The following is a 26046-nucleotide window of genomic DNA, read 5'->3' as shown; positions in this document are numbered from 1 at the left end:
AGGGCGCGAAAAAGCGGCTGCCGCGCCCTTGCGCGGCAGGGGCGGCGGGCGTATGATTCCAACCGTTTTAGGCTTGTTTTTACAGCGTTTCCCGCTGGCGGGCGCGCCGGTTTTGACCGATAAGGACGCGGATATGGAAAAACTGAAAATATGGCTGCCGCTGGCGGCAGCGCTGGTATTGGGAGCGTGCGCGGCCACGCCGGAGCAGGTGGCGGCGCGCAAGGCGGCGCAAAAGCGCCAGGAGCAGGCGCTGCAGGTGGAACTGGCCAGCCAGTGCGACGAGGAAACCGCCAAGCTGATGGCCGAGCAGTTTAATCCGCCGCCGTTTGCCAATGCCAAGCAGCGCGAGCAGTTCAGGCTGCGTTATGTGGACAAGGTGTCGAACCCGATGTTCCAAGCCTGCTACAAAATGGCCTGGCAAAACCACATTTCGCAAATCCGCCTGCAAAGGGCGCGCGATTTTTACGACGACTGGTACAGCCCGCTGCGCTATCCGTGGTGGTATTGGTAAAGTTTTCAGGCTGCCTGCGGGCAGCCTGAAGTTTGTATCCGCAGCTGCGACCGGCTGCGTTTTTTTTGCGCGGGCAGCTTTCAGGCCGTTTGCACCAGCTCGTCCAGCGGCCAGCGCGGGCGGACGTTAAAGGCGGCGGCCGGCTGCGCGGCTTGGACTTGGTGTTGCAGCCGCATGGCGCCGGCGAAGGCGATCATGGCGCCGTTGTCGGTGCACAGCGGCAGCGGCGGGAAAAAGGTGCGCACGGCTTCGGCCGGCGCTTTGGGCGCGGTTTTGACTTTCAGGCTGCCCAATTCGGCGCGCAGTTTCCAGTTGGCGCCGACGCCGCCGGCCACCACTAGCGTGCGGTAGCCGGTTTGCAGCAGCGCCCGGCGGGCTTTGTGCACCAGCACGTCGCACACGGCGTCTTGAAAGGCGCGGCAGATGTCGTTGCGCACGGAATTGGGCAGGCTGCCGCCGTGCGCGGCGCGGGCTTTTTCCACGGCGGTGAGCACGGCGGTTTTGAGTCCGGAAAAACTCATCTGCAAGTCGTGCGAATGCAGCATCGGGCGGGGAAAGGAAAAGGCATCGGGCGTGCCGAGCCGCGCCAGCTCGGAGAGTTTGGCGCCGCCGGGGTAGGGCAGGCCGAGCAGTTTGGCGGTTTTGTCGAAAGCTTCGCCGGCGGCGTCGTCCACGCTTTCGCCCAGCAGGGTGTAGTCGCCGATGCCGCGCACCGCCATAAATTGGGTGTGGCCGCCGGAAACCAGCAGGGCGACGAAAGGGAACTCGGGGCGTTCGTCGGCCAGCAGCGGCGAGAGCAGGTGGCCTTCGAGATGGTGCACCGGCAGCACCGGTTTGCCGAGAGCAAAGGCCAGCGCGTTGGCGTAGGAGGCGCCGGCGAGCAGGGCGCCGCCCAGGCCGGGGCCTTGGGTGTAGGCAACGGCGTCGATGTCGCCGTAAGCTGCGCCGGCTTCGGCCAGGCAGGCTTGGGTAAGCGGCACCAGCCGGCGGATGTGGTCGCGGCTGGCCAATTCGGGCACCACGCCGCCGTATTCGGCGTGCATGGCCATCTGGGTGTGCAGCGCATTGCCGATCAGGCCGCGTTTGCTGCAGTAAAGGGCGACGCCGGTTTCGTCGCAGGAGGATTCGATGCCGAGGACTAACATAAAGTAAAAACCGTAAAACAAGGCAGCCTGAAGGCTGCCTGCAAGTGGAAACAAGGGCGGGGTTTATTGGTTGGCGCGCACCCAGGCGAGCCATTTTTGAAACAGCTCTTCCTGGCCGGCGGCAACCACCGAGCGCTGGAAAACGTGGCGGCCGCTCCAGAAGTCGTCGCCTTCGAGGGTGGCGTAGATGCCGCCGGCTTCTTCGAAAATCAAGGCGCCGGCGGCGTAGTCCCACAGGTTTTGGCCGCCGTGCATATAGATGTCGAAACGGCCGGCGGCCAGATAGCACCAATCAAGCGTGCTGCTGCCCAGGCAGCGCAGGGTGCCGAAAGGGGCGAAATTGTTCAGGCTGCTGACCAGCCGGCCGCTGCGCAGGCGTTTGACGTCGATGCCCGCCAGCGCTTCGTGCAGGCGTTTTTTCACGCGGCGCAGCGGCAGTTTGACGCCGTTGAGATGCGAGCCGCGGCCGCGGGCGGCGGAAAAACATTCGCCGGCGCAGGGGTCGAACACCACGCCCAATTCGGCGCGGCCGGCGCGGATCAGGGCGGCGGACAGGGCAAAATGGGGCAGGCCGTTGACGAAATTATTGGTGCCGTCGATCGGATCGACCACCCACAGCCCGCTTTGCGCATGCGCGCGCCACAGCGAGAGCTGCTGCTCGTAAGTCATCTCTTCGCCCAACACCGGCGCATCGACAATTTCAGGCAGCCGCTCGGAAAACGCCGCCTGCGAAACCAAGTCCGCTTCCGACAGCATGCTGCCGTCGGCCTTGCGCTCGCTCTGCCCGTTTAAAAAACGCGGCATCACTTCGCTGAAGGCGATTTCGCGAACCAGCTCTTCTAATTTTGCGGTGGGTTCCATGGGCGCTCTTTGCTAAAATGCAGGCCGCGATATTATCACTTTCCACCCCCGATTTAAAATGCCCCGCTTCCATATCCCCGAGCTGCCCGCAGCCGGCAGCCAGGCCGAACTGCCCGAGCGCGTGGTGCGCCACATCCAAGTGCTGCGGCTCAATGCCGGCGACGCGCTGACCCTGTTTGACGGCAGCGGCCGCGAAGCGCAGGCAGAGCTTTTGTCGCTCGGACGGCGCAGCGCCCTGTGCCGCGTCGATGCCCCCATCGAAACCGACCGCGAAAGCCCGCTGCACATCACCCTGATACAGGCCGTTTCTGCCGGCGAGCGCATGGATTTCACCCTGCAAAAAAGCGTCGAACTGGGCGTGGCCTCCATCCAGCCGGTGCTCGGCGGCCGCTCGGTGGTGCGCCTTTCGGGCGAGCGCGCCGACAAACGGCAGGCGCGCTGGCAGGAAATTGCCGTCTCCGCCTGCGAGCAGTGCGGGCGCAACCGCGTGCCACAGGTGCTGCCGCTGCTGGACTTGCCCGCCGCACTCGATGCACTCTCCGACAGCACCGCGCTGCGCCTGCTGGCCAGCCCGCACCAGGCCGCGCCGCTGTCGTCTTTCAGGCAGCCTGAAAGCCGCCGCCTGCAGTTGATGGTCGGCCCCGAGGGCGGGTGGACGCCGCAGGAAGAAGCGCTGGCGCGGGAGCGCGGTTTTGCCGCCTTTACGCTCGGCCCGCGCGTTCTGCGCACCGAAACCGCCGCGCTGGCCGCCATATCCGCGCTGCAAACGCTGTGGGGCGACTTCGGCGCCTAGGCAGCCTGAAAAACCGGTCGGACTGCCGTTTTAAATCCGCATAAAAAGCAGCCTGAAAACCTTTATTACGGTTTTCAGGCTGCTTTTGGTTTTCAGGCTGCCTGCGTCGGGCGCAAAGCAGCCTGAAAGTGGAAAACGCGGCTTACCAGATTTCGGTAAAGGCGGTGCTGTCGGTGTTTTTGGCGCCGTGGTGGCAGGCGTTTTCGGCGGTGCCGACCATAATGAAGCCGAGGATTTTTTCTTTTTCGCCGCAGTTAAAGGCGGCGCGCACCTGCTCGGTGCCGACCCACAGGCCGGTGATCCAGATGCTGTCGAAGCCTTGCGCCTGAGCGGCAAGCTGCAGGGCGTAGGCGGAGCAGGCGGCGCTCATTTGCTGCTCCCATTCGGGTTTGCCGCTTTTGGGGCTGGCGATCACGGCGATAATCATCGGCGCGAGGTTGATGACTTTGTGGGTTTTGGCGCGGGTGTCTTCGCCGAGATTGAGCTCGTCCACCGCTTTGAGCAGGGCTTGGTGCAGGCGGGTTTTGCCTTTTTCGCTGTTGATCACGATAAAGCGCCACGGAGTAAGGTTGCCGTGGTCGGGTACCTGGCTGGCGGCCTGGAGCATGGTTTCGAGCTGCAGCTCGTCGGGGGCGGGGGCGGTGAGCGATTTGGTGGAACGGCGGGTGGTGAGCAGTTCGAGCGTATCCATGGTTCTTCCTTTGATGTGATGCAGTGGTGGGAAACGGGGCGGGTGTTTTTCAGGCTGCTTTGGTGCAAAAGCAGCCTGAAAGGATGTTAACCGATGCGGTAGTGCTCCCAGGCGGGATCGTATTCGCAGACGGCTTCGGCGCCGAGGGCGGCGTAGCGGCGGCACAGGTCTTCGGCGGCTTCGGCCAGCGCCAGCGGGTTGGCGGTGGCGGCATACACGGTGCGGCGGCCGGCGCCGAGGTTGCTGACGCTGAGGGTGGCGATGCCTTCGTGGTTTTTCGCGGCGGCATCTTCAAAGGCATCCTGCAGGGCGTAGGCCTGTTCCAGCGTGTCGCCGCCTTCGAGCCGGCAGGACACGGAAACAAACCACGGCATATCGGCGCGGCCGACCAGCGGGGCGGCGGATTCGTTGCGGATCAGCAGGCTGCGGCCGCTTTCCTGGTCGCATTGGTAGGTGGTGTACTGCCATTCGGCTTCGGGATAGCGGCCGTCGCGGCCGAGCGTCTGCCACAGCTTGTCGAGCTGTTGGGGCAGCTCGGTAAGCGGGAAGGCGTCTTCAGGCTGCCCGTTGCAGAAATCGACGGCGCCGATTTTGACCGCTGCCGCCCATTCGCCGATGATGTGGTCGAGCAGAATCAGCGCGGCGCGTTGGGCGTTTTCCTGCTGCTCGGCGGGCAGCGCGGGCAGGCCGAGTATCAGCGCGGGGTGTTCGTGCCACAGGCCGATGGCGGCGGAAACTTGGGCGGGATCAAGGCGCAGGCCGTTCATTTCGATGGCGAAGCCGGCGGACGGCTGGCGGAAGGCGTGCACCGGCCAAGGCAGGCCGGCGGGGGCGTGGTCGGCCAAAAGCTGCACCAGCGGGAAGTTGGCGGTTGCGCCGTCGGCGGTGAAAATCAGGCAGCCTGAAGCGCCGCTGCCGTCAAATTCCAGATGGACGTCGGGGCAGTGCGTATCGAGCAGGCGGTTGCCGAAATCTGCGATGGTCTGCGGGTCGGCATCGGCGGCAGGCGGCTGGCGCTGCCAGTCGTCCCAAAAATTTTGCGCTTGGCGGCACAGGTTGCGGATGTATTGCAGGTGCGGCGTCATCGGGGTCTCCGTAGCGGGGTTTCAGGCTGCCTGAAAGGCGGAAAAGGCGGGTTTACAGGGCTTGGTCGAACAGCATAATGCCTTTGACGGCGGCATCGCGGGCGCTTTGCGCCAGATGTTCGAGACGGGTTTCGTCGCGGGCGTGCTGCAGGGTTTTGACCAGCATCGGGGCGTTGAGGCCGGTCAGGATGACGCTGCGGCCGGGTTCGACCAGCTTCATGGCGGCGTTGCAGGGGGTGGCGCCGAAAATATCGGTGAGAATCAGCACGCCGTGGCCGCTGTCGAGTTCGGCAAGCAGGGTGTGGGCGCGGCCTATGATGTCGGCGTGGTCTTCGCAGCTGTCCACGCCGATGATGCGCAGATGCTCGAAACCGGCGTCGGGGAAAAAATGGCGCGCCAGACTTTGGTGAGCGGCGCCAAGGGTTTCGTGGGTAATGATCAGTATGCCTATCATCGGCTGGGTTCCGTGGGCTGTGGTGTTTTCAGGCTACCTGCGGCGGCGTGTTGCGCTTTGTATGGGTGAAATGCGGAAATATCAATGGCGGCGGCGGATAAATGCCGCAGCGCCGGTTTAGCGCAAAAACGGGTTGTGCCGTTTTTCGTGGCCGACGGTGGTCATGCGGCCGTGGCCGGGGATGACGGTGGTGTCTTCAGGCAGCGTGAGCAGTTTTTCGCTGATGTTGCGGATTAAATCGCCGTGGTTGCTGCGCGGAAAATCGGTGCGGCCGACGGTTTCGTAAAACAGTACGTCGCCGGCCACCAGCAGGCCGGCTTCGGCGCAGTAAAACACAACGTGGCCGGGGGTGTGGCCGGGGATGTGCAGCACTTGGAAACGGTAGCGGCCGACGCTCAGGCAGTCGTTTTCCGCCAGCCATTGCTGCGGCTCGAAAGCGGGCGATACCGGAAAGCCGTATTCGCGGGTGATGACGGGCAGTTGTTCGAGCAAAAAGCGGTCGTCGGCATGCGGGCCGAGTACCGGCACCGGCCGCAGGCGCATCAGTTCGTCGGCGCCGGCGGCGTGGTCGAGATGGCCGTGGGTGAGCCACACGGCTTTGAGCGTCAGGTCGCGGCGGTCGATTTCTTCTAAAAGCTGCGGCACGTCGCCGCCGACGTCGGTGAGTACGGCTTCGCGGCTTTCGTCGTCCCACAGCAGGGTGCAGTTTTGGCGGAAGGGGGTAACGGCGGTAATGTCAAAATGTAGGGACATGGTAGCGGGCGGGTTTGTGTGTGGTGAAACGGGTTTTCAGGCTGCTTTGGGCTTTTAGGCTGCCTACAAGCGGCATAGGCAGCCTGAAAGGCGGCGGATTCGTTTTTCAGGCTGCTTCGGCCAGCGCGAAGGCGGCTATATAGTCGGCTTCGTCGCTCAAACTCAGGTGGACGCGGCCGATGCCTTGTTCGGCCAGCCATTCGCGCAGCGGCGCTTCGCAGAAAAATTCGGGCTTGCCCAAAGAGTTGTGGCCGATGCCGATCTGCTGCAGGCTCACCGGCGCGCGCAGGCCGGTGCCGACGGCTTTGGAAAAGGCTTCTTTGGCGGCAAAGCGTTTTGCCAAAAAGCGCACGGGATCGGCGGCAAGTTTGATGTCTTCCTTTTCCACCGTCGTGAGAATGCGCTCGGGCAGGGCGGTGCCGTATTTTTTATATAGCGCTTCCACCCGCTTGATGGCGAGAATGTCGGTGCCGATGCCGTAAATCATAGTTTCTCCTTGTCTTTTTTTTCAGGCTGCCTGAAAGCCTTTAGCGCGCGATTTGGCTGCGGGCGCGGAAAATGGCTTCCTTCATTTGGGCGATGGCTGCGGGCAGGCCGATAAATACCGCCTGGCTGATCAGGGAATGGCCGATATTGAGTTCGACGATTTCCGGGATGCGGGCGATGGGGGCGACATTGTGGATGGTCAGCCCGTGGCCGGCATTAACCGTCATTCCCAGCGATGCGGCAAACTCGGCGGCACGGCGGATGCGCTCGAGCTCCTGCCCGCGCTCACGGTGGCTCGGCGCATCGGCATAGGCGCCGGTGTGCAGCTCGATTACGCGGGCGCCGGCATCAAAAGCAGCCTGAATCTGCTCTTGGTCGGCACCGATAAACAGCGACACGCGGATGCCGGCGGCGTGCAATTCGCCGGTAAAACGGGCGACTTTCTCGCGCTGCGCCAATACGTCCAAACCGCCTTCGGTAGTAACTTCTTCGCGCTTTTCCGGTACGATGCACACGTCATCCGGCCGTACCGACAGTGCGTGGGCCAGCATTTCTTCGGTCATCGCCATTTCCAGATTGATGCGGGTTTTGACCGCGCGGCGGATGGCGGCGACGTCGTCGTCTTTAATGTGGCGGCGGTCTTCGCGCAGATGCAGGGTAATCAGGTCGGCGCCGTGGGTTTCGGCGGTTAGCGCGGCTTCCAACGGGCTGGGATAGTTGGTGCCGCGCGCATTGCGCAGGGTGGCGACGTGGTCGATATTGACGCCCAAAAGCATGGTGGTTCCTTAGGGTTTGATAAAACGGCGGCCGGTGGTTCCGGCGGAAAAAACCAGCCGAAAGCAGCCTGAAAATACGGCAGATGGCGCCCTTTGGCAGCGGCGGGAAGTGTAGCAGCTTTGCCTGCGCCAGTCATGCCGCAGTTTTTTTGAGTGGTGTCTCGATTTTGAACCTTTTTGAAACAATCGCTTATGATTGTTTTGCCGGGAAAATACCGAATCTGCGGCAAAGATTGACTTGTATCAAAGCCGTTTCCGCCCGCCCGCTTATAATGGCTATCAATTCAGATGCAGGCAGCATTTGATTGATAGATGTAATCCATCTGTTCAAGGTTTCCTCTTGATGTGTGTGTGTTTTGGTGTGGACGATAACTCCACACCTTTTTTTTGCGGGCGCGGTTTGCGCCGGGGCGGCTTTCAGGCTGCCTGAAAAACGTCTTTCGGCGCTGCTGCTTCGGAAGGCGTTTTTTTATGTTTGAGATTCCGGGCCGTGCTCCTGCTGTTTCAAAAGCTGGCGCAGCAGGGGTAGGGTGATGGGGCGTTTGAGGGTGATGGAGTAGTCGGCCAGATCGTTGAACATGGCGACGAGGCTGTCCATGTCGCGGTGCCAGTGGTCGAGCAGGTAGTGGAAAATCTGCGGGTCGATTTTCAGGCTGCGGGCGGCGGCCATGTGGGTGAGGGCGGCGATTTTTTCGCCGCTGCCCAGTGGTTTGACTTCGTAAACCAGGCAGTAGCCCATGCGTGTGCGCAAGTCTTCGCGCAGGGGCAGGGCGGCGGGCGGGACGTCGGCGGCGAGCAAAAGGCGGCCGTGGCCGCTGTTGCGCATGTGGTTGAAAATGTCGAACAGGGCGGTTTGGGCGGCGGGGGTGAGGGTTTGGACGTTGTCCACGGCCAGCGCGTCGGCTTCGTCGTCGGGGCTGAGGTTGCCGTCGTCGCTGTAGCGGGCGGTGCTGCCGTCGGCGGCGGCTTGTCCGCTCCAGGCTTGGAGGATGTGGCTTTTGCCGCAGCCGGGCGGCCCCCAGATGTAAACGAAGGGTTCGTGCTTCTGCCGCAGGGTGTGGATCAGTTCGGCATTGGCGCGGCCGAGGAATTTGTCGAATTCGGGGTAGGCGGCGGGGATGCCGAAGTCCAGGGGGATTTGGTTCACGTTTGCTCTGCCTTTGCCGTTTGTTTTCAGGCTGCCTTTGGGGTGGGGAGATGCGACTTGGGCAGCCTGAAAACGGTTCAGATAAGGACGATGTCGTATTGTTCCTGCGAATAGCTGCCTTCGACGGACAGGGATATCGGTTTGCCGATAAAGTCGATCAGCATGGCAAGCGACTGCGATTCTTCGTCTAAAAACAGGTCGATAACTTCGGAGGAGGCGATGATGCGGAATTCTTTCATGTCGAAGCGGCGGCTTTCGCGGACGATTTCGCGCTGGATTTCGTAACACACGGTCTGCGCGGTTTTCAGGTGGCCGCGCCCCTGGCAGACGGGGCAGGCTTCGCACAATACGTGGTTGAGGTTTTCGCGGGTGCGCTTGCGGGTGAGTTCGACCAGGCCGAGGCTGGTGAAGCCGTTGAGGGTCACGCGGGTGCGGTCGAAACTGAGCGCTTTGGCCAGCTCTTGCAGCACGGCTTCGCGGTGCTCGGGCTGATTCATGTCGATAAAGTCGATGATGATGATGCCGCCGAGATTGCGCAGACGCAGCTCGCGGGCGATGGCGTGGCAGGCTTCAAGATTGGTTTTGAACACGGTTTCGTCAAAATTGCGCGCGCCGACGAAACCGCCGGTGTTGACGTCTATGGTGGTCATCGCTTCGGTGGCTTCGATAATCAGATAGCTGCCGAAATTGAGATTGACGCGCGGCTGCAGCGAGCGGTTGATCTCGGCTTCGACGCCGTATGTTTCAAACAGCGGCCGCTCGCCGGTAAATAATTGCAGTTTGGAGGTGGCGCCCTGGACGTATTGACGGCAGAAATCGGCCATGCAGTCGTAATTGCTGCGCGAATCGACGTAGATGGCGCGAGTGTTGTCGTTGAACATATCGCGCAGCACGCGCAGGCTGAGCGGCAGGTCGCGGTAGAGCAGGCTTTCGGGCGGGCTGGTTTTCGCTTTGCTGCGGATGTCGCTCCAGACTTTGGTCAGATAGTCGATGTCAGCCTGCAGTTCGGCATCGCTGGCGGTTTCGGCGCTGGTGCGGATGATGTAGCCGTGGCAGGAATCGGCCGGTAGCAGGCGGTCGAGCCGCTCGCGCAGGCTGTTGCGTTCGTTCTCGTTGTCGATACGCTGGGAAACGCCGATGTGCTCGTCTTGCGGCAGATGCACCAAAAAGCGCCCCGCCAGCGAAATCTGCGTGGACAGGCGCGCGCCTTTGCTGTTGATGGGATCTTTGATGACCTGCACCAGAATAGTCTGCCCTTCAAACAGCATCTGTTCGATGCGTTGGTCGGCAGCCGGATTCTGGCGCTGTTCGAGCAAGTCCATAATGTGCAAAAAGGCCGCACGCTCCAGCCCGATGTCGATAAAAGCGCTCTGCATGCCCGGCAGCACGCGGCGGACAACGCCTAAATAAATATTGCCGACCAGACCGTAACCGCTGTTGCGCTCGATGTGCAGTTCGCAGATGTCGTTTTCTTCCAAAAGCGCCACGCGCGTTTCCTGCGGCGTGATGTTTACCAGCACAGTTTCCGGCGGACGGACGATGTCTTTGGGCAGGGGTATGGTTTCGAAGGACATGGTAAAATTCCAAAAGATAAAAATACTTTGCACACGCCGCAGGGTTTTATACGGCGTCTGCAAAATATTTTCAGGCTGCCTGAATAGCTAGGTTTTATGGCGAAAAACTGCTTGCTGCCTCAGCAAAAGGCAGGGCACGATTATATCGCCAAGCAGCGGTTTGTTGGGATGGGAATGCTCGGGGAATCCAAAGATAAATTGTGCCAAAAGAAAAGGCCGGACTGTTTGTCAGTCCGGCCTTTTATCAATCTAAATTAATAGATTTCACGCCAAGAAAGTCGACGGATTTTGTAAGTGCCCAGTTCTGAAGGAAGGAATACTTCATCCAGGCGGACATTACCGCCGGAGTCTTTGGACAGCAGCCAAATTTTCCCGTCAACGGTTCTAAGCAGTTGCGGTGAACCAATCGCGTTATATTGAGAACGTTTGGTTGTATTTTCGGTATTCTTATCGAAGAAACCGCGAACCACGGAACCTGTAGTAGTCTCAAACGGATAGGTATAACCGGTAACTTGTGTTTCGGTACAGGTCAAAATCGGGCTGCTACCGTTAATAAAGGTATTTACGATAAAGTATTTACCCTGATCCAAATAGGGATTGTAAATAACTTGCTCATACTGGATGTTGGGCTTGCCTTTGTCATCCAGGCCAAGATTAACGGTTTCCAAATCCATATACCAACCGTCGTAATTGGTCCAATTGACTTTGTCGTTGCTCAGCGTGCCTTTGGATCTATCGGTTACCCTATGTTGCTGCAATCTGGTACGGCCGTTAATTTGTGCAGCAGTAGTGCCGCCACCGTTCGGGAAAGCGGCTGCCTGTCTGTCGCGCAAGCCGTAGATGCTTTGCGTGCCTGTGGCATAGGTAGTTGCTTCATCGGTATAGCCAACTTTACGCAAACCGGTACCAAAGTTGAGCAGTACGTCACCACGATTGCCTTTTTCCGCACGGGAAACTACGATTTTGGTGGAAATCGGCTGGCCTGATTGCGTAGTGAAGATTTTCTGCGGTTGCTTCGTTGCCCAAGAAGAACCTTGGGTATCGGTCAGGTCGAAGCGCCACACATTGCCTTTCAGGTCGCCAGCATAGGCATAGTCGTAGATACGGTCACCGTCTAAATCAACGGGGGTAACATGGGCAATGCCGTTGGGATCGTTGGGTGTGCCGCTCTCTCCAGTGCTGATGAAGCGGAATGAGGGTCTGCCGCTTGTCTGGTCGATCGACATCACATAAATACCGGCAGCCCCCCCGCTTGCGGTGCAGTTGCCGTTGGCGGCATCGGTAGTCGAGCACCAGCCGTTACCGAATACGGCGCCCCAGTTGCCGTCGTGGAAACGGCCGAACACGGGCGTGCCATAGGTATTACCCAAGTTTCTCCAAACGGGATCGTTGGCGTCAAAAGACCATTCGCCAACAACATTTTGTTCGCTAAAGGTTTCCGGATCGGTAACGTCCAAAGCGTACACAGTATTGCCGCCGGCACCCAAGCCACTCATAATCCAAGTGTGCCATTTGCCGTTATAGAATACATCGCCGGTTCCTGCTGCCGCATCGTTATGGAAGTTGTGGGCGTAGCGTTCGTTAAAGAAATCCAAAGCAGGTTTGCTGGGGTTGTGCATGCGGGACAGTACGGATCCGGGCATATAGGCAAAGACTTCCTTACCGGTGTTGTCAGTATTGTCAAACTGCTTGGGTGCGGAGTAAGAGCCGGCTGCAAAACCGTGCAGGAAACCATCATTGGAACCGGCATACACAACGTTCAGGCGGCGGGCGTTGGCTGTTGCGTAGTCTTGGTAAGACTGGCCGGTGCGTTCGGGCATGGCCGCAGCAGGGTTGCGGGCGTCTTTCCATTCGCCTTTCTGGTAATTTTGGGTTGCAGGGTAGCCTACCCAAACCGGACTGGAATTGATGATATCGCCCAGTACGCTTTTGCGCGGGCGGAACTGACCTACTCCGACGCTTACTGCCTCTTGGGAGCGGTCGCCTTTCAGATAAGCCAAGCGTTGTTGGCCTATTGTGTCGTTTTCACTTCCTTTCAAGCTGCTTTGTTGCTGAGAAGACAAGTTCCCCCAAGTCAGGCTAACTCCAGTTCCATTGCTGGAAGTAAAGAATTTTCTATCATTTTGGGCAGTAAATAATCTGTTTTCCCTGCGTTCGCATACGCCGCCAGTAAGGCCGCAACTAGCATCCCAGTTGACTTTCCCGTCTACATGGTATTTCCCATCTGGAGTTTTAACAATATTTTGCGCAACTACACTACCGGTCCAATTAAGGGAGTTATAAAAGGTTAGGTAAACCTGAGATTCAGAGACGATTTTCGAATCAGGTGTATTGACTTCAGCACTACCGTCGGACAAGCTGGCTGGTGCTGCCCTAAAGCAGGTTACTTCGTGGTTATTGTGGGCACCGCCGGTCGCACCCATGAAGCCAAAGCGGAATTTGGCAGGTAGCGCCCCGTTATTGGTTACTACATCGTAATCAAGCAAAACCGGCTGATAAGTGCCACCATTACGGCTATACCAAACATTGGCTTTGCCGTCCTTGGTAATGCGGATGCGGTAGAGCATGGGTACTGCTTGGTCTCTACTGCGTACGTTTTTGGTATCTAGTGGAAAGTTAAGGGTTTTATGGGTAATGTATTTGTAGTTGCTTAAGTGGTTAGGATTGGTCTCAGGAAGAGTGGTTGAAAGGGTTTCCGTACGCCTGCTTCCCGTCCATTGGCGATCAATATCAAATTTTCCGCTTTTACAGATGTCGCGGAATCTGTCTTGCCCAGCTTGACCGTTCCAAGATTGTCTCCATGAATTTTTGGCATTGCTCGGCACGCTACCCCAGCGATTCTTACGCCAGTAATCTGCCAAGAAACCATCGGGATTGGAAAAATAGTCGAAATTTAGGATACCTTTACCGCGAATACCGATTGTGTTTTTACGGAATCCGGGGCCAGTATTGGTATTATCACCAACACCATTTACAAAGTTGCCCCATTCATCAATACCGATGGCCATATAACCGCCATCTACGCCGCTGAAAATCGGGTTGACGTTGGAGCAGGAGTAACCGAGTGAACCACCACTGGCACCAAGTGTCGGTGGGCGGGCGGCATCGGAAAGAAAGAAGGTCATGCCGTCTGCACCGTTACCCCCCCATGTATAGGTGGTAAAGGTAATATCTACGCCCTCATTGGTTGCGAAATCAAAGTCGGACACAATGCCGCCCACACGTTGTATCTGTGCAGGAGTCAGACGAAGAGCACCTTTGCCAGCAGCATCACTAGCTCCCTGGCAACGGGGGAGCTTCCCTGCTTGTACCGGCGAGCCGTCATTGGCTGTTAAACAGGCAGCATTGCGAATATAGTCTTGAGGGTTGCGGATATCTCGGCGCAAGTGTCCAGCCCAGTGACCGCTGCCCGGAGTTGGCATCAGCCATTTTTGCGTGGTATTAGGCTGGGTAAAGTCCTCAGAAATTACGATACCGTAAACTTGGGATACGCTGCCGACGGTCATTGCTGCCGCCAATACCGCCTGGCAGATGGGCTTGATTCGCAAGGAAGTTGCTCTGGGCTTCCGTCCGGTTTTCATTTTATACTCCTTGAAGTTTTGAATTTGCTTTCTCGGCATTATGGGTAAGCGAGTGCTTGGATTAAGGATAAAATCAAGCAAAAACCATACCAAATTTAAGAAATTATTAAGGTTTTGTAGTGTTTTGGTTTTGCGTGGATAATTCTACTACATTTGCTTACGGGCAAAAGGATTTTTTGTAAAATTTTATTTGTGAGAGTTTGTGAACGCTCCGGCTGTTTGAGGGATGTTTGCAAAATTGTCCGAATGCCGGTTATTTTTCGTATTGGTGCGGGTATTTTGTTGTAATTTAATTTCATTTAACCCTGTAACGTCAGAATTTAATTTTTAGGAAACAGATATGCTGAATCTCGGCACACAGAAAGCCGCTACGTGGGACGAACCCATCGACATGCTTTACGCCTGCCACGGCAAGGTCAAACGTTTTTGCGGGCAGCTGCAGATGCTGCCGGACTATCTGGCCGAACACGGCTGCAACGATGCCGTGCGCCAGGCGGTTACGCAAATACGCACTTATTTCAACCAGGCCGCGCCGCTGCACCACGACGATGAGGAGCAGGACTTTTTCCCTACGCTGCTGCGTTATGCGCCTGAGGCGCGTGAGCAGGTGGAGGAGCTGGAGCGCCAGCACATTGTGCTGCACCGCAACTGGACGGCTTTGCAAAACCAGCTTTTGGCGGTGGTTGAAGGCAGCCGCAGCGGGCTTGATAATGCGGTGCTAGCGGACTTTACCGGCGGTTACGACCGGCACATCGCCATTGAAGAGCCGCTTTTTGATCTCGGCCGCGAAGTGATACCGGAAGAGCAGCGCCGCGCCATCGGTAAGATTATGGCGGCACGGCGGCGCGGGTAGTTTGTTGTCGGCCGATGCCGTTTATCGTTTTCAGGCTGCCTGCGGATTTGACCGAGGCAGCCTGAAAAATATTGGCGGCTTTGAAAGCAAAGGCAGCCTGAAAGCGGGAAAACCGTTTTTCAGGCTGCTTTTTCAGACAAAAAACGCCGCCCGAAAATCATCAGGCGGCGTTTGGTATGGCGCGAATTAGGACGACGGCGCAGACGGTGCCGATGTCTGCTTGCGGGTTTCGGCGATGTCGGCGGCGGCGGTAAACAGCACGTCGGTGGAGGAATTGAGCGCGGTTTCGCAGGAATCCTGAATCACGCCGATGATGTAGCCGACGGCCACCACCTGCATGGCGGTGTCGTTGGAAATATTGAACAGGCTGCAGGCCAGCGGCACCAGCAGCAGCGAGCCGCCGGCCACGCCGGAGGCGCCGCAGGCGCTGACGGTGGCGATCAGGCTCAGCAGCAGCGCGGTGGGAAAATCGACGACGATGCCTTTGGTATGCGCCGCCGCCAGCGCGAGCACGGTAATGGTAATCGCCGCACCGGCCATATTGATAGTGGCGCCCAGCGGAATCGATACCGAATAGGTGTCTTCGTGCAGATTGAGTTTTTTCGCCAGCGCCATATTGACCGGAATATTGGCGGCAGACGAGCGGGTAAAGAATGCGGGAATGCCGCTTTCGCGCAGGCACAGCAGCACCAGCGGGTAGGGGTTGCGGCGGATTTTCAGGAACACGATCAGCGGGTTCATCACCAGCGCCACAAACAGCATACAGCCCACCAACACCAGCAGCAGCTGGCCGTATTCTTTAATCATGTCGCCAAAGCCGGTGGTGGCGGCGGTTACCGATACCAGGCCGAAAATGCCGATGGGGGCAAGGTGGATAATCCAGCGCACGATGGCGGAAACGGCGTGGGAAAGGTCGTCAAACACTTGCAATGTGGCGTCGGAAGCGCGGCGCAGGGCAAAGCCAAGCAGCACCGCCCACAGCAGGATGCCGACGTAGTTGGCATCGGTCAGCGCGTGGAAAGGATTGTCCACCAGCTTCAGCAGCAGCGACTGCAGCACTTCGGCGATGCCCTTGGGCGGGGCGATGTCGATGGCGCTGCTGTCAGCCAGCGTCAGCGTGCTGGGGAAGACGAAAGCTGCCGCCACCGCCACCAGCGCAGCGCCGAAAGTGCCGAGCAGGTAGAGAAAAAGAATCGGCCGCATATTGGTTTTGGTGCCGCTGTTGTTTTTGGCGATGGCGGCGGTTACCAGAATAAACACCAAAAACGGCGCCACGCCTTTGAGCGCGCCGACAAACAGGCTGCCGAAAATGCCGGTAATGCCGATCAGCGTTTGTGCTTTTTGTTCGGCGCCACCGCCTTGGTCGAGCAGATGGTGGGCAAACTGGCCGATGATGCCGCCGGCCACCAGGCCGATAACAATCTGCCAAATCAGGCCGAGGCGGGGTTTGCGTTGCGTTGCGGGGGCGGTTCCCATGGGCTTGTCCTTAATTGCCAAAGCGCGCATTGTATAGCGGATGCGACAGATACTCCATATCGCCAAATGCCCGTATCGGCTTTCAGGCTGCCTGAAAAGCGCAAAAACGCCCTGCCGTTTTCCGGCAGGGCGTTTTCGTGTTGCTGCTGCTTATTTTTTCGCCATTTCGTCCAGTTTCGGATACACGGCTTTCCAATCCAGCACGATGTCCAGCGCATAGAAAATGCCGGGAATGGTGAAAATACAGGTACCCACTACCGCCACGATGGTGCGGAACATCTGTTTCTCATTGCCTTCGCTTGCGAACCATACGGCCAGCGGCGGCAGAATGATGGCCAGGATAATCAGCAGGGTTTTGTTGTCGTTCATAGTCTTTTCCTTTTGAGATGGGACGGGTGGGGTAAATCGGTTAAAAAAACGGGCGGATTATGTTTGAAATTGCTAACGATTGTCAAACTTTTCCGCCAGTTTTGCCCGATATTGGCGGGTTTCGTGTCATTTTGCCGCTATGTGGTGCGCTGCCAAGGGCAAAGCAGCCTGAAAACGCCAAGGGGTTTTCAGGCTGCTTTTTCGGCTTGCTTATCCGGTGAAATGGGGGTTATTTCACCACCGTGCGTATCCATTGGTTCACCCAGCTTTTCTGTTGTTGGGCGATGCGCTGGCCTTTGGGGGCGAAGTGCGACTTGGGCACGCCGGCGTGGACGAGCGCGGGGTGGGCGGGGGTGTTTTTCACCGCCGGATACATCCACATGCTGGTCGGCACCGCCTGCTGCACATCGGGGCTTTGCAGATACTGCACCAGCTTGGCGGCCAGTGCCGGCTGTTTGCTGTTTTTCAGCACCGCTGCGCCTTCCACCTGCAGGTAAACGCCGCCGGGTAGAAAGAGATTGCCCATATTCGGCGTTTTCAGCTTGCCTTTGCTGTAGTACACCTCGGCGGCGGGGCTGGTGGCATAGCCGACCATCAGCGGCCGCGAGCCGCCATTGAGCGTGAACTCGGTGTAATACGCTTCCGACCAGCCTTTGGTGGCTTTCACGCCGTTTTGGCGCATTTTGCCCCACCATTCAAAGGCTTTTTTCTCGCCCAGTCCGCCGATATTGGCCAGCAGAAACGACAATCCGGGGCTGGAAGTGCCGGGATTGGGCACCGCCAGCAGGTTTTTGTAGGCCGGTTTGGTCAAATCGTCGAGACTCTGCGGCAGCGGCAGGCCTTTTTCCTGAAACCATTTTTTGTCGTAATTCAGGGTAACGAAGCCGTAATTGACCGCCAGCGCATAAGGCAGCGACACGGTAACCGGCGCGCCGGCAGGCTGTTTGTCGGCCAGAATGCCGGCATGGTGGGCTTTATAGACGGTGCTGTTGTCCAGGCCGTACACCGCGTCGGCCAGCGGGCTGTTGCTGCGGGTCAGGATCAGGCGGTTGACCATTTCGTTACCGCTGCCCATTTTGATCACCGTTACCTTGGCATCGTGGTTTTTCTCAAACTTTGCCAGCACTTCGGCGGGCAGGCTGTAAGAGCCGGTAACGGCGAGCTTGACTTCGGTATGCGCCGAAGCCGCGGCGGCGGCAAAGAGAGCGGCGGCGCACAGCGTGCGGCGGACAAATTTCTGCATGGCGGTTTCCTAAAACGGCAAAGTGAAAGACGGGATGATAGGCAAAACGGTTTGCTTGTGCAAGCTTGGGTTAAGGAAGCGTTAAGGGGGCGGCGGGTGCGGCGGATGTTTTAGCTTCGCAGAAACTCACTTCGTTCGTTTTCAGGCTGCCTGAAAAACATTAGAATGCCGCCCTTGATATTTTTTCCGCAAAGGACACGCGATGCGCACCCGAATCATTGCCCTGCTGGCGCTGACCGCACTGGGCGGCTGCACTTGGGAAACCTACCAGAACCAGGCCGGCCAGACCCGCCTGCGCCAGAAATACCCCACCGGCACCGGCATCTACTACACCGAAGGCGCCGCTTCACAAAACACCCACTACCACTCCGCGCGGCCGGTGCAGCACGCCATTTTGCCGGAAAAAGAAGTCGGCGAAGACGAAGAAGGCCAGAAGTAAACCGCCGATGTCTTTTCAAGAACACTATCCCGCTTGGCGGCAGGCTTTGGCGGGCGGCGGCTGGCGCGGCAGCGGTGAAGAACTGCCTGCCGCCACCGCGGCTTGGCTGCTGCATCAGGGTTCGCTCACCGAAAAACTGCGCGGCCGCTGCGGCAGCCTGAAAGTGCGTATCGTGCGCCAGGGCTGGTTTTCAGGCAGCCTGAAAACGAACGAAGCGAGTTTCTGCGAAGCTAAAACCGATACCGCGGGTTTACCGGGGCTGGAAACGGCAAAAGCCGGCGGCGTTGCGGCTGCGGCGTCTGAGCGTGTTTGGCTGCGCGAAGTGATGCTGTTTGGCGACGGCGTGCCGTGGGTGTTTGCCCAAACCCTGCTGCCCGAGTCCGGCGCCCGCGGTGCCGCCGCCGGCCTGACCGAGCTGGGCGACGAACCCATCGGCCCGTGGCTGTTTGCCCGCCGCACCCGTCGCCAGAGCCTGCAATGGCGGCGCGACGAAGGTGGGCTTTATGCCCGCCGCTCCATGCTGCTGCTGGAAGGCAGCCCGCTGCAGATTAGCGAGCTGTTTCTGCCGCAGTTTGATTTTGCCGGCTGAATGCCTTTCAGGCTGCCTGAATCGGGGCGGGCGGTATTTTTCAGGCTGCCTTGTCCAAGGGCAGCCTGAAAAACGCCCGCCCCACGCCAACCCGTTTTCCCTTTTATCCGTCTTCTATATAGAGAAAGATTTGCCATGTCCGCCCCGCTTTCCATCGTTATCCTTGCCGCCGGCAAAGGCACGCGCATGTATTCCGCGCTGCCCAAAGTGCTGCACCGCATCGGCGGCCAAACCATGCTCGAGCGCGTGATCGACACCGCGCTGTCGCTCAAGCCGCAGCACATCAGCGTGGTAATCGGCCACTGCAAAGACGCGGTGCGCGACACGGTGCGGCGCGACGTGGCATGGGTGGAGCAGACCGAGCAGCTGGGTACCGGCCACGCGCTGAAAACCGCGCTGCCGCAGCTACCCGCCGACGGCCGCACGCTGGTGCTGTACGGCGACGTGCCGCTGATTGACGCCGCCACCCTGCAAACCCTGCTCGATGCCGCCGGCGACGAGGTCGGCCTGCTCACCGATGTGCTGGCCGATCCCACCGGCTACGGCCGCATCGTCCGCCAAGACGGGCGCGTGGTGGCGATTGTTGAAGAAAAAGACGCCGATGCCGCGCAAAAGGCCATCACCGAAACCAATACCGGCATTCTGGTGCTGCCCAACCGCCATCTTTCAGGCTGGCTGGCGCAGCTCAACAGCAACAACGCCCAGGGCGAGTATTACCTGACCGACCTGATTGCGCTGGCCAATGCCCAGGGCGTCGCCGTGCATCCGGTACAGGTGGCCGCGTCTTATCTGGCGGCGGGCGTAAACAACAAACAGCAGCTGGCCGCGCTGGAGCGCATTTTTCAGCGCAATCAGGCCCAAGCGCTGCTCAAAGCCGGCCTGACCCTGCGCGATCCTGAGCGCTTTGATTTGCGCGGCAGCCTGAAACACGGGCAGGACGTGGAAATCGACGTAAACGTGGTGATCGAAGGCGACAACGAATTGGGCGACGGAGTGCGCATCGGCGCCAACTGCGTGATCAAAAACGCCATAATCGGCGCCGGCAGCGTGATCGAGCCGTTTTCGCATCTGGAAAACTGCCGCATCGGCCGCGACGCCCGCATCGGCCCCTACGCTCGCCTGCGCCCGCAGGCAGACATCGGCGACGAAGCGCACATCGGCAATTTCGTCGAAGTGAAAAACAGCACGATTGGGCACGGCAGCAAGGCCAACCACCTGACCTATATCGGCGACGCCGAAATCGGCCGCGGCAGCAATATCGGCGCCGGCACCATCACCTGCAATTACGACGGTGTAAACAAACACCGCACGGTAATCGGCGACGAAGTACGCATCGGCTCCGGCACCATGCTGGTGGCGCCGGTAACGGTCGGCAGCCGCGCCACCACCGGTGCCGGCAGCACCATCACCCGCAACTGCCCTGAAAACAAACTCACCGTCGCCCGCACCCGCCAAACCGTTATCGAAGGCTGGGTGCGGCCGGAAAAACCGAAAAAATAGTCCCGTCCCGTTTTCAGGCTGCCTGTGTCTTTCAGGCAGCCTGAAAAGCCAAGCAGCCTGAAAAACAAACTCGTCCCGCATGAAAGGAAGACCATGATTACCCCGCAGCAGGCGATAGCCCGCCTGATCGACAACAACGAGCTGTTCCACGACGAAATGGCCGATCTGATGCGCCAGATTATGAGCGGCCAGGTGCTGCCCGAGCAGATTGCCGCGATATTGGTCGGCCTGCGCATTAAAGTGGAAACCGTATCCGAAATCGCCGCCGCCGCCGGCGTGATGCGCGAGTTTTCCGCCAAAGTGCCGGTGCGCGACGGCAGCGATCTGGTCGATATCGTCGGCACTGGCGGCGACGGCGCGCGCACCTTCAATATTTCTAGCACCGCGATGTTTGTTGCCGCTGCCGCCGGCGCTCAGGTGGCCAAACACGGCAGCCGCTCGGTGTCGTCGTCCAGCGGCGCCGCCGACGTGCTCGAGCGGCTGGGCGTGCCGATGACGCTCAGCCCCGAACAGGTGGCGCAAAGCATCGAGCGCTGCGGCATCGGTTTTATGTTCGCCCAAAACCACCACAGCGCCATGCGCTACGTGGCGCCGGTGCGCAAAGCGCTGGGCGTGCGTACGATGTTCAACATTCTCGGCCCGCTGACCAACCCTGCCGGCGCCGCCAACCAGCTGTTGGGCGTGTTCCACATCGACTTGTGCGGCATCCTGTCGCGCGTGCTGCAGCAGCTCGGATCGCAGCACGTTTTGGTGGTGCACGGCAGCGACGGCCTGGACGAAATCACCGTGCGCGGCAGCACGCGCATCGCCGAGCTTTATCAGGGCAGCGTGCGCGAGTACGACGTCCACCCCGAAGATTTCGGTATGAGTGTTTATCCCGATTTGGACGGGCTGACGGTGGAAAACGCCGCCCAGTCGCTCGCGCTGATGAACGCCGTGCTCGCTGGCGAAGCGAAGGGCGCCGCCCGCGACATCGTGCTGCTCAACGCCGCCGCCTGCCTGTATGCCGGCAACCGCGCCGCCAGCCTGAAAGACGGCGTACAGATGGCGCGCGAAGCCATCGACAGCGGCAAAGCCTTGGCCAAACAGCAGGAATTTGTCGCCACCAGCCTGGCGCTGGCCGGCTAAAGCGGCAAAAGTGTTGCATCCGCCGCTAAACCTTTCGGCCTAAACCTTTCAGGCTGCCTGCGCGCTAAATTGCGGCGCAGGCAGCCTGAAAAGCATCGAAGGGGTAGGGTGGTTTGATTTTGGTCAAGCACGGTGTTACGGAATAACTTATAATCGGCCGTGCATCGATGATTTGCTCTAGGGCGAGCCCTAGGACGAATGATGCGCCAGGCCCGCGGCCTTTCGGGCGGTTCGGGCATTTTTCCATCAAGACAAAGGAAGCAATCATGAAGAAAATCGCTTTGGCGCTCAGCGCAGCCCTGCTCTGCCAAATGGCTATGGCCAAAGGCATCCAAACCGGCGCAGCCTATGCACGCCCCACCGTTGAAGGCCAGAGTGCCGGCGGTGTGTTTGTCAACCTGAAAAATACCGACAAAAAGGACAACGTCCTTGTCGGTGCAAGCGTTCAGCCCTCCATTGCCGGCAGCACCGAGCTGCACACCCATATCAATGAAAACGGCGTGATGAAAATGCGCGAAGTCAAAGACGGCATCCCGCTGCCCGCCGGCAAAACCCAGAAACTCGAACCCGGCGGCTACCACGTGATGCTGATGGATCTGAAACAGCCGCTGACCGTGGGCAAAACCTTCCCCCTGACTTTGAAATTCAAAGACGGCAGCAGCAAACAAGTAACCGTGCGCGTGCGCAAAATGCAGGACACCATGAAGCACGACCACGGCCATGATCATGGCGGCCACGACCACAACCACGGCGGCCATGACCACGGCGGTCACGATCATCATTAACATTAAGCGCCAAGCACAAAAAGGCAGCCTGAAACCGCAGATTCCGGTTTCAGGCTGCTTTTTTTCAGGCTGCCCCGCATACGCGCAAGGCAGCCTGAAAACTTTTGAAACGACAGCTTTTAGTCGATATCGTGCAAATCACCCGTCCATTCCTGCGGACCACCCTGCCAGCCAGAAGCATCGGTCTGCATTTTGCCGCTGGCCGCATCCACGCGGAAGCTGAACAGGCGCGGCGAAGTTTCGGGGTCGCCGCCGCAGTGTTCGTCGTGCTTTTCATGCACGGCGATTTCATAGTAGCCCTCGTCGTTTTCGCGCCCTTCGTTGCTGTAAACGAGTGTCAGGCATTCGGTTTCCAAACTGGTGAGTTTGTGCGCTTTTACCGCGGCAACCACTTTTTCCGCCGCCTGCTCGGCGCCCACCGGTTCGGCCAAAGCTGTGGCGGCGGCAAGAAAGAATACGGCTGCGGCCGTGATACGTTTGTTCATTTTGATGTCCTTTAGTTTGGGATAACTGTTTTCAGGCTGCTTTGCTGCGGGGCAGGGCAGCCTGAAAGGATTTTAACCGTTTTCACTTGCGCCGTCATCGCGGCGGCCGAACAGCGCGCTGCCGATGCGCACCATAGTCGCGCCGCAGGCGATGGCGGTTTCCAGATCGCCGCTCATGCCCATCGACAGCGTGTCGGCCTGCGGGGCGACGGTTTGCAGCTTAGCCAGCAGGTTGCGCATGGCGTCGAACTGGGCGCGCAGGGCGGCGTGGTTGTCGGTGGCTTCGGCCACGCACATCAGGCCGCGCAGATTCAGGCGGGGCAGCTGCGCCACTTCGCGCGCCAGCGGCAGCATCTGCTCGGGGGCGACGCCGTGTTTGGCCGCTTCGCCGCTGATGTTGATTTCGATGCAGACCTGCAAATCGGGCAGCTGCGGCGGGCGCTGATCGCTCAGGCGGCGGGCGAGTTTGGCGCTGTCGAGCGTGTGCAGCCAGTGCGCACCCTCGGCCACCGGCCGGCTTTTGTTGGATTGGACGTGGCCGATAATGTGCCAGAGCAAACCGGCGCAGTCGGCCAGCGCTTCGGCCTTGAGCTGCCATTCGCGGATGTAGTTTTCGCCGAAATCGCGCTGGCCGAGCGCGTAAAAAGCGCGGATGTCGGCGGCGGGAAAGGTTTTGCCAACCGCAATCAGCCGTACCGCCACCGCTTCCCTGCCTGCCTGCACCGCCGCTTCGCCGATGCGCCGGCGCAGCGCTTCCAGTCTCTGAGCCTGTTCCATCGCACACTCCCAAATAAAAAGGTAATTATAGCGCCAAGGCAGCCTGAAACGCTTTTCAGGCTGCCTTGATCCTTATTGGTCTGCCCCCGCTTTGCTGATAAAATCGCCGCCTTTTCCGAGTCCCCTTTTTCAGAAAGGAAACCGCATGAATTTCCGCACACTGCTGCTGGCTGCCGCGCTGATGGGCGCCCCGGCCGCCTACGCCGAAACCCGCGCCGTGATCGACACCAATATGGGCAGCATCGAGCTGTCGCTAGACGAAACCAAAGCGCCGCAAACCGTGGCCAACTTCGTCCAATACGCCGAAAAAGGCTTTTACAACCACACCGTTTTCCACCGTGTAATCGACGGCTTTATGATTCAGGGCGGCGGCCTGACTTCCGACCTGCTGGAAAAACCCACCCAAAAAGCCATCGTAAACGAAGCAGACAACGGCCTGAAAAACACCGCCGGCACCATCGCCATGGCACGCACTGCCGCGCCCAATTCCGCCACCAGCCAGTTCTTTATCAATCTGGCCGACAACGATTTTCTCAACTTCAAAAACAAAACCACCGCCGGCTGGGGCTATGCCGTATTCGGCAAAGTAACCGGCGGCATGGACGTGGTGCAGAAAATCGCCAAGCAGCGCACCGGCTACCAGCGCAGCTTCTCCGACGTGCCGCTCAAACCGGTTATCATCGAAAAAGTCCGCATTCTGAAAAAAGGCGGCAAATAAATTTTCAGGCAGCCTGAAAGGCTTTCAGGCTGCTTTTTCCCTTTCCCAAACCGTCCCACCAAAGGATTCCAGCATGATCAAACTGCACACCAACTTCGGCACCATCGGCATCGAGCTCGACCACGAAAAAGCCCCGATTACCGCCGCCAACTTCGAGCAATATGTGAAAGACGGCTTTTACGACGGCCTGATTTTCCACCGCGTTATCAAAGGATTTATGATCCAGGGCGGCGGCATGGACGAAAACATGGGCGAAAAAGCCACCCGCGATCCAATCCAAAACGAAGCGCAAAACGGCCTGAAAAACGACAAATACACCATCGCCATGGCGCGCACCCAAGCCCCGCACAGCGCATCCGCCCAGTTTTTCATCAATACCAAAGACAACACCTTTTTGAACCACACCGAACCGAGCCTGCACGGCTGGGGCTACGCCGTATTCGGCAAAGTGGTCGAAGGCCAGGATGTGGTTGATCAGATTGAAAACGTCGCCACCAAACGCCACGGCTACCACGACGACGTGCCGGTAGAGCCGGTGGTGATTACCAAAGCGGAAATCGTTTAAACCGCTTTTTCAGGCTGCCTTTGCCCAAAAAGCAGCCTGAAAAACCCTGCCCGCCGTTGTTGATTACGGCGGGCAGGGTTTTATTGTTTGTTAAAACGGAGATTACGGCGAAAAACCGGCTTTAAAAAAATTGAGTGGCGGAACGCCCCAAAAGCCGTCATTCCCGCGCAGGCGGGAATCTTGGTGAAAATTCAGGCAACGGTTTGTTTTTCCGGCACCGCCGAACACCGAACAAGATTCCCGCCTGCGCGGGAATGACGGTATTGCGGGAATGACGGCATTTGCGGGAATGGCGTCTTTGGGAATGCGGCCAAGTTTTCAGGCTGCCTGCAGGCGCTGGCGGAACTGCTCAAACAGGCACACGGTGGCGGCCATCGCCACATTCAGTGATTCCGTGCCCGGCTGCATCGGAATCAGCACTGTTTCATCCGCCGAGCCGGCCAGTTCGGCAGACAGCCCGCTGCCTTCGTTGCCAAACAGCCAGGCATGGCCTGCGCCGCGCAAGTCCAGGCTGTATAAAGACTGCGGCCGGCCGCCCAGCGTGGTCGCCAGCACCCGGCCGCGGTAGTCCGCCCGCCATGCCGCCAAATCCGCCCGTTCGCAAATCTCCAAAGCAAAATGCGCGCCCATGCCCGCGCGCAGCACTTTGGGCGCGTAGGCGTCGGCACAGCCTTTGCCCAGCACTACCGTGCGCACGGCGGCGGCGGCGGCGCTGCGCAGCACCGTACCGAGATTGCCCGGATCCTGCACCGCTTCCAGCACCACGCAGTCGCCTTGCTGCGGCAGCTTCGGTGCCGGCGGCACGGCCAGCAGCGACAATATCCCGCCGCCATCGTTCAGGCTGCCTGCCTGCGCCAGCAGCCGGCTGTCGGCCGTCGCCGCGCAGCGTTCGGGCAGCCGCGCCAGCAGAGCCGCAGTTTCATCGTCGGCCAGTTTGTCGTCCGGCACCAGCACCCGCTGCGGCAGCAAACCGGCATTCAGGCAGGCATCCAGCAAATGCGCCCCTTCCAGAACCGCCAAACCGCTGCGCCGCCGCTCTTTGGCCGACAACAGCAGTTTGGCAAACTGCTTCAATTCAGGATTGTGGGGCGATTGGATGTGTTTCATGGCGTTTTCGGTGGTGGCGGCAAAGCGGCGGATTGTAAAGCATTTCGGCGGTGGGGTTGGGGCTTTCAGGCAGCCTGAAAAAACAGCCGCCCGCAGAATGGACTGCTGGCGGTTTTTATTTCTAAAATTTTAAAAGTGGGGAAGTTTACAAACTT

Annotated in this window: 27 protein-coding genes; 10 read left to right on the top strand and 17 right to left on the bottom strand. The window is 59.1% G+C overall.

Annotated elements, in window-relative coordinates; all coding sequences use genetic code 11:
• Positions 1–133 precede the first annotated feature (133 nt).
• On the top strand, positions 134–511 hold the full coding sequence (locus tag MB824_RS01940) for a hypothetical protein (protein ID WP_238745439.1): 378 nt from the start codon (positions 134–136) through the stop codon (positions 509–511).
• A gap of 80 nt (positions 512–591) precedes the next feature.
• Here the strand turns inward: MB824_RS01940 and tsaD are convergent, their stop codons facing one another.
• Together tsaD and MB824_RS01930 are read right to left on the bottom strand one after the other, a co-directional pair.
• Positions 592–1656 (bottom strand): tRNA (adenosine(37)-N6)-threonylcarbamoyltransferase complex transferase subunit TsaD, encoded by a 1065-nt coding sequence (tsaD, locus tag MB824_RS01935; RefSeq protein ID WP_238745436.1) that lies wholly within the window; start codon positions 1654–1656, stop codon positions 592–594.
• A 63-nt stretch (positions 1657–1719) separates the two neighbouring features.
• A complete protein-coding gene (locus MB824_RS01930) occupies positions 1720–2517 on the bottom strand; it encodes an inositol monophosphatase family protein (RefSeq protein WP_238745434.1) in 798 nt (265 codons plus the stop codon).
• Between the two features lie 58 nt (positions 2518–2575).
• On the opposite strand from MB824_RS01930, the gene MB824_RS01925 reads away from it, so the two are divergent.
• On the top strand, positions 2576–3310 hold the full coding sequence (locus MB824_RS01925; protein WP_238745431.1) for a 16S rRNA (uracil(1498)-N(3))-methyltransferase: 735 nt from the start codon (positions 2576–2578) through the stop codon (positions 3308–3310).
• Positions 3311–3452: 142 nt separating this feature from the next.
• Here the strand turns inward: MB824_RS01925 and MB824_RS01920 are convergent, their stop codons facing one another.
• From MB824_RS01920 to MB824_RS01880, 9 genes are all read right to left on the bottom strand, one after another.
• Positions 3453–4001, bottom strand: a complete 549-nt coding sequence (locus MB824_RS01920; protein ID WP_238745428.1) for a nitroreductase family protein — start codon at positions 3999–4001, stop codon at positions 3453–3455.
• An 86-nt stretch (positions 4002–4087) separates the two neighbouring features.
• Positions 4088–5086: a hypothetical protein gene (locus MB824_RS01915; RefSeq protein WP_238745425.1), complete on the bottom strand. Its 999-nt coding sequence runs from the start codon at positions 5084–5086 to the stop codon at positions 4088–4090.
• Between the two features lie 52 nt (positions 5087–5138).
• Entirely contained in the window at positions 5139–5540 is a 402-nt protein-coding gene (locus tag MB824_RS01910; protein ID WP_238745422.1) for a PTS sugar transporter subunit IIA, read from the bottom strand.
• A 117-nt stretch (positions 5541–5657) separates the two neighbouring features.
• On the bottom strand, positions 5658–6293 hold the full coding sequence (locus tag MB824_RS01905; protein WP_238745419.1) for an MBL fold metallo-hydrolase: 636 nt from the start codon (positions 6291–6293) through the stop codon (positions 5658–5660).
• Positions 6294–6399: 106 nt separating this feature from the next.
• A complete protein-coding gene (acpS, locus tag MB824_RS01900; protein ID WP_238745416.1) occupies positions 6400–6780 on the bottom strand; it encodes a holo-ACP synthase in 381 nt (126 codons plus the stop codon).
• A 40-nt stretch (positions 6781–6820) separates the two neighbouring features.
• The gene (gene pdxJ / locus MB824_RS01895; protein ID WP_238745414.1) at positions 6821–7555 is read right to left on the bottom strand and encodes a pyridoxine 5'-phosphate synthase; all 735 of its coding nucleotides are present in this window, start codon (positions 7553–7555) and stop codon (positions 6821–6823) included.
• Positions 7556–8024: 469 nt separating this feature from the next.
• Positions 8025–8702 (bottom strand): DnaA regulatory inactivator Hda, encoded by a 678-nt coding sequence (gene hda / locus MB824_RS01890; RefSeq protein WP_407659215.1) that lies wholly within the window; start codon positions 8700–8702, stop codon positions 8025–8027.
• Between the two features lie 77 nt (positions 8703–8779).
• On the bottom strand, positions 8780–10276 hold the full coding sequence (rng, locus tag MB824_RS01885) for a ribonuclease G (RefSeq protein ID WP_238745410.1): 1497 nt from the start codon (positions 10274–10276) through the stop codon (positions 8780–8782).
• Between the two features lie 254 nt (positions 10277–10530).
• Positions 10531–13896: a pilus assembly protein gene (locus tag MB824_RS01880; RefSeq protein ID WP_238745407.1), complete on the bottom strand. Its 3366-nt coding sequence runs from the start codon at positions 13894–13896 to the stop codon at positions 10531–10533.
• A 301-nt stretch (positions 13897–14197) separates the two neighbouring features.
• On the opposite strand from MB824_RS01880, the gene MB824_RS01875 reads away from it, so the two are divergent.
• Positions 14198–14710, top strand: coding sequence for a hemerythrin domain-containing protein (locus MB824_RS01875; RefSeq protein ID WP_238745404.1), 513 nt, complete (start codon positions 14198–14200; stop codon positions 14708–14710).
• A gap of 186 nt (positions 14711–14896) precedes the next feature.
• Here MB824_RS01875 and sstT read toward each other — a convergent pair whose 3' ends face one another.
• The 3 genes from sstT to MB824_RS01860 form a co-directional block, all read right to left on the bottom strand.
• Entirely contained in the window at positions 14897–16186 is a 1290-nt protein-coding gene (sstT, locus tag MB824_RS01870; protein WP_238745402.1) for a serine/threonine transporter SstT, read from the bottom strand.
• 150 nt (positions 16187–16336) lie between these two features.
• Positions 16337–16555 (bottom strand): YqaE/Pmp3 family membrane protein, encoded by a 219-nt coding sequence (locus tag MB824_RS01865; RefSeq protein ID WP_238745399.1) that lies wholly within the window; start codon positions 16553–16555, stop codon positions 16337–16339.
• 229 nt (positions 16556–16784) lie between these two features.
• On the bottom strand, positions 16785–17798 hold the full coding sequence (locus MB824_RS01860) for a thiamine ABC transporter substrate-binding protein (RefSeq protein ID WP_238745396.1): 1014 nt from the start codon (positions 17796–17798) through the stop codon (positions 16785–16787).
• A 202-nt stretch (positions 17799–18000) separates the two neighbouring features.
• Here MB824_RS01860 and MB824_RS01855 point away from each other — a divergent pair, with 202 nt between their 5' ends.
• The 5 genes from MB824_RS01855 (at position 18001) to MB824_RS01835 (ending at position 22239) form a co-directional block, all read left to right on the top strand.
• Positions 18001–18237: a hypothetical protein gene (locus tag MB824_RS01855; protein WP_238745393.1), complete on the top strand. Its 237-nt coding sequence runs from the start codon at positions 18001–18003 to the stop codon at positions 18235–18237.
• A 7-nt stretch (positions 18238–18244) separates the two neighbouring features.
• Positions 18245–18826 (top strand): chorismate--pyruvate lyase family protein, encoded by a 582-nt coding sequence (locus MB824_RS01850; protein WP_238745391.1) that lies wholly within the window; start codon positions 18245–18247, stop codon positions 18824–18826.
• A 135-nt stretch (positions 18827–18961) separates the two neighbouring features.
• On the top strand, positions 18962–20326 hold the full coding sequence (gene glmU, locus MB824_RS01845) for a bifunctional UDP-N-acetylglucosamine diphosphorylase/glucosamine-1-phosphate N-acetyltransferase GlmU (RefSeq protein WP_238745388.1): 1365 nt from the start codon (positions 18962–18964) through the stop codon (positions 20324–20326).
• A gap of 93 nt (positions 20327–20419) precedes the next feature.
• Positions 20420–21454, top strand: a complete 1035-nt coding sequence (trpD, locus tag MB824_RS01840) for an anthranilate phosphoribosyltransferase (RefSeq protein ID WP_238745386.1) — start codon at positions 20420–20422, stop codon at positions 21452–21454.
• A 266-nt stretch (positions 21455–21720) separates the two neighbouring features.
• Positions 21721–22239, top strand: coding sequence for a copper chaperone PCu(A)C (locus MB824_RS01835; protein ID WP_238745383.1), 519 nt, complete (start codon positions 21721–21723; stop codon positions 22237–22239).
• Between the two features lie 119 nt (positions 22240–22358).
• Here the strand turns inward: MB824_RS01835 and MB824_RS01830 are convergent, their stop codons facing one another.
• Together MB824_RS01830 and MB824_RS01825 are read right to left on the bottom strand one after the other, a co-directional pair.
• On the bottom strand, positions 22359–22724 hold the full coding sequence (locus tag MB824_RS01830) for a hypothetical protein (RefSeq protein WP_238745379.1): 366 nt from the start codon (positions 22722–22724) through the stop codon (positions 22359–22361).
• A 72-nt stretch (positions 22725–22796) separates the two neighbouring features.
• Positions 22797–23501, bottom strand: coding sequence for a YggS family pyridoxal phosphate-dependent enzyme (locus MB824_RS01825; protein WP_238745377.1), 705 nt, complete (start codon positions 23499–23501; stop codon positions 22797–22799).
• 145 nt (positions 23502–23646) lie between these two features.
• Between MB824_RS01825 and MB824_RS01820 the strand changes: the two genes are divergently transcribed.
• Both MB824_RS01820 and MB824_RS01815 read left to right on the top strand, forming a co-directional pair.
• Complete coding sequence (locus MB824_RS01820; RefSeq protein ID WP_238745375.1) at positions 23647–24219, top strand: peptidylprolyl isomerase; 573 nt, start codon at positions 23647–23649, stop codon at positions 24217–24219.
• A 73-nt stretch (positions 24220–24292) separates the two neighbouring features.
• Positions 24293–24784 carry a peptidylprolyl isomerase gene (locus MB824_RS01815; RefSeq protein ID WP_238745372.1) on the top strand — a complete coding sequence of 164 codons (492 nt, stop codon included), beginning with the start codon at positions 24293–24295 and terminating at the stop codon, positions 24782–24784.
• 318 nt (positions 24785–25102) lie between these two features.
• On the opposite strand, the gene MB824_RS01810 is transcribed toward MB824_RS01815, so the two are convergent.
• Positions 25103–25891 (bottom strand): TrmH family RNA methyltransferase, encoded by a 789-nt coding sequence (locus MB824_RS01810; RefSeq protein ID WP_238745368.1) that lies wholly within the window; start codon positions 25889–25891, stop codon positions 25103–25105.
• Positions 25892–26046: the final 155 nt, after the last annotated feature.

This window comes from Kingella pumchi, from assembly GCF_022288825.1.
GTDB classification, from domain to species: Bacteria; Pseudomonadota; Gammaproteobacteria; order Burkholderiales; family Neisseriaceae; genus Kingella_D; species Kingella_D pumchi.
This window is presented reverse-complemented; position numbering and strand designations above follow the sequence as displayed.

What these genes read in the sequence shown, in the direction of transcription:
- MB824_RS01940 (WP_238745439.1), top strand. Translation starts at nt 134, where the DNA reads ATGGAAAAACTGAAAATATGGCTGCCGCTGGCGGCAGCGCTGGTATTG.
- tsaD (WP_238745436.1), bottom strand. Translation starts at nt 1,656, where the DNA reads ATGTTAGTCCTCGGCATCGAATCCTCCTGCGACGAAACCGGCGTCGCC.
- MB824_RS01930 (WP_238745434.1), bottom strand. Translation starts at nt 2,517, where the DNA reads ATGGAACCCACCGCAAAATTAGAAGAGCTGGTTCGCGAAATCGCCTTC.
- MB824_RS01925 (WP_238745431.1), top strand. Translation starts at nt 2,576, where the DNA reads ATGCCCCGCTTCCATATCCCCGAGCTGCCCGCAGCCGGCAGCCAGGCC.
- MB824_RS01920 (WP_238745428.1), bottom strand. Translation starts at nt 4,001, where the DNA reads ATGGATACGCTCGAACTGCTCACCACCCGCCGTTCCACCAAATCGCTC.
- MB824_RS01915 (WP_238745425.1), bottom strand. Translation starts at nt 5,086, where the DNA reads ATGACGCCGCACCTGCAATACATCCGCAACCTGTGCCGCCAAGCGCAA.
- MB824_RS01910 (WP_238745422.1), bottom strand. Translation starts at nt 5,540, where the DNA reads ATGATAGGCATACTGATCATTACCCACGAAACCCTTGGCGCCGCTCAC.
- MB824_RS01905 (WP_238745419.1), bottom strand. Translation starts at nt 6,293, where the DNA reads ATGTCCCTACATTTTGACATTACCGCCGTTACCCCCTTCCGCCAAAAC.
- acpS (WP_238745416.1), bottom strand. Translation starts at nt 6,780, where the DNA reads ATGATTTACGGCATCGGCACCGACATTCTCGCCATCAAGCGGGTGGAA.
- pdxJ (WP_238745414.1), bottom strand. Translation starts at nt 7,555, where the DNA reads ATGCTTTTGGGCGTCAATATCGACCACGTCGCCACCCTGCGCAATGCG.
- rng (WP_238745410.1), bottom strand. Translation starts at nt 10,276, where the DNA reads ATGTCCTTCGAAACCATACCCCTGCCCAAAGACATCGTCCGTCCGCCG.
- MB824_RS01880 (WP_238745407.1), bottom strand. Translation starts at nt 13,896, where the DNA reads ATGCCGAGAAAGCAAATTCAAAACTTCAAGGAGTATAAAATGAAAACC.
- MB824_RS01875 (WP_238745404.1), top strand. Translation starts at nt 14,198, where the DNA reads ATGCTGAATCTCGGCACACAGAAAGCCGCTACGTGGGACGAACCCATC.
- sstT (WP_238745402.1), bottom strand. Translation starts at nt 16,186, where the DNA reads ATGGGAACCGCCCCCGCAACGCAACGCAAACCCCGCCTCGGCCTGATT.
- MB824_RS01865 (WP_238745399.1), bottom strand. Translation starts at nt 16,555, where the DNA reads ATGAACGACAACAAAACCCTGCTGATTATCCTGGCCATCATTCTGCCG.
- MB824_RS01860 (WP_238745396.1), bottom strand. Translation starts at nt 17,798, where the DNA reads ATGCAGAAATTTGTCCGCCGCACGCTGTGCGCCGCCGCTCTCTTTGCC.
- MB824_RS01855 (WP_238745393.1), top strand. Translation starts at nt 18,001, where the DNA reads ATGCGCACCCGAATCATTGCCCTGCTGGCGCTGACCGCACTGGGCGGC.
- MB824_RS01850 (WP_238745391.1), top strand. Translation starts at nt 18,245, where the DNA reads ATGTCTTTTCAAGAACACTATCCCGCTTGGCGGCAGGCTTTGGCGGGC.
- glmU (WP_238745388.1), top strand. Translation starts at nt 18,962, where the DNA reads ATGTCCGCCCCGCTTTCCATCGTTATCCTTGCCGCCGGCAAAGGCACG.
- trpD (WP_238745386.1), top strand. Translation starts at nt 20,420, where the DNA reads ATGATTACCCCGCAGCAGGCGATAGCCCGCCTGATCGACAACAACGAG.
- MB824_RS01835 (WP_238745383.1), top strand. Translation starts at nt 21,721, where the DNA reads ATGAAGAAAATCGCTTTGGCGCTCAGCGCAGCCCTGCTCTGCCAAATG.
- MB824_RS01830 (WP_238745379.1), bottom strand. Translation starts at nt 22,724, where the DNA reads ATGAACAAACGTATCACGGCCGCAGCCGTATTCTTTCTTGCCGCCGCC.
- MB824_RS01825 (WP_238745377.1), bottom strand. Translation starts at nt 23,501, where the DNA reads ATGGAACAGGCTCAGAGACTGGAAGCGCTGCGCCGGCGCATCGGCGAA.
- MB824_RS01820 (WP_238745375.1), top strand. Translation starts at nt 23,647, where the DNA reads ATGAATTTCCGCACACTGCTGCTGGCTGCCGCGCTGATGGGCGCCCCG.
- MB824_RS01815 (WP_238745372.1), top strand. Translation starts at nt 24,293, where the DNA reads ATGATCAAACTGCACACCAACTTCGGCACCATCGGCATCGAGCTCGAC.
- MB824_RS01810 (WP_238745368.1), bottom strand. Translation starts at nt 25,891, where the DNA reads ATGAAACACATCCAATCGCCCCACAATCCTGAATTGAAGCAGTTTGCC.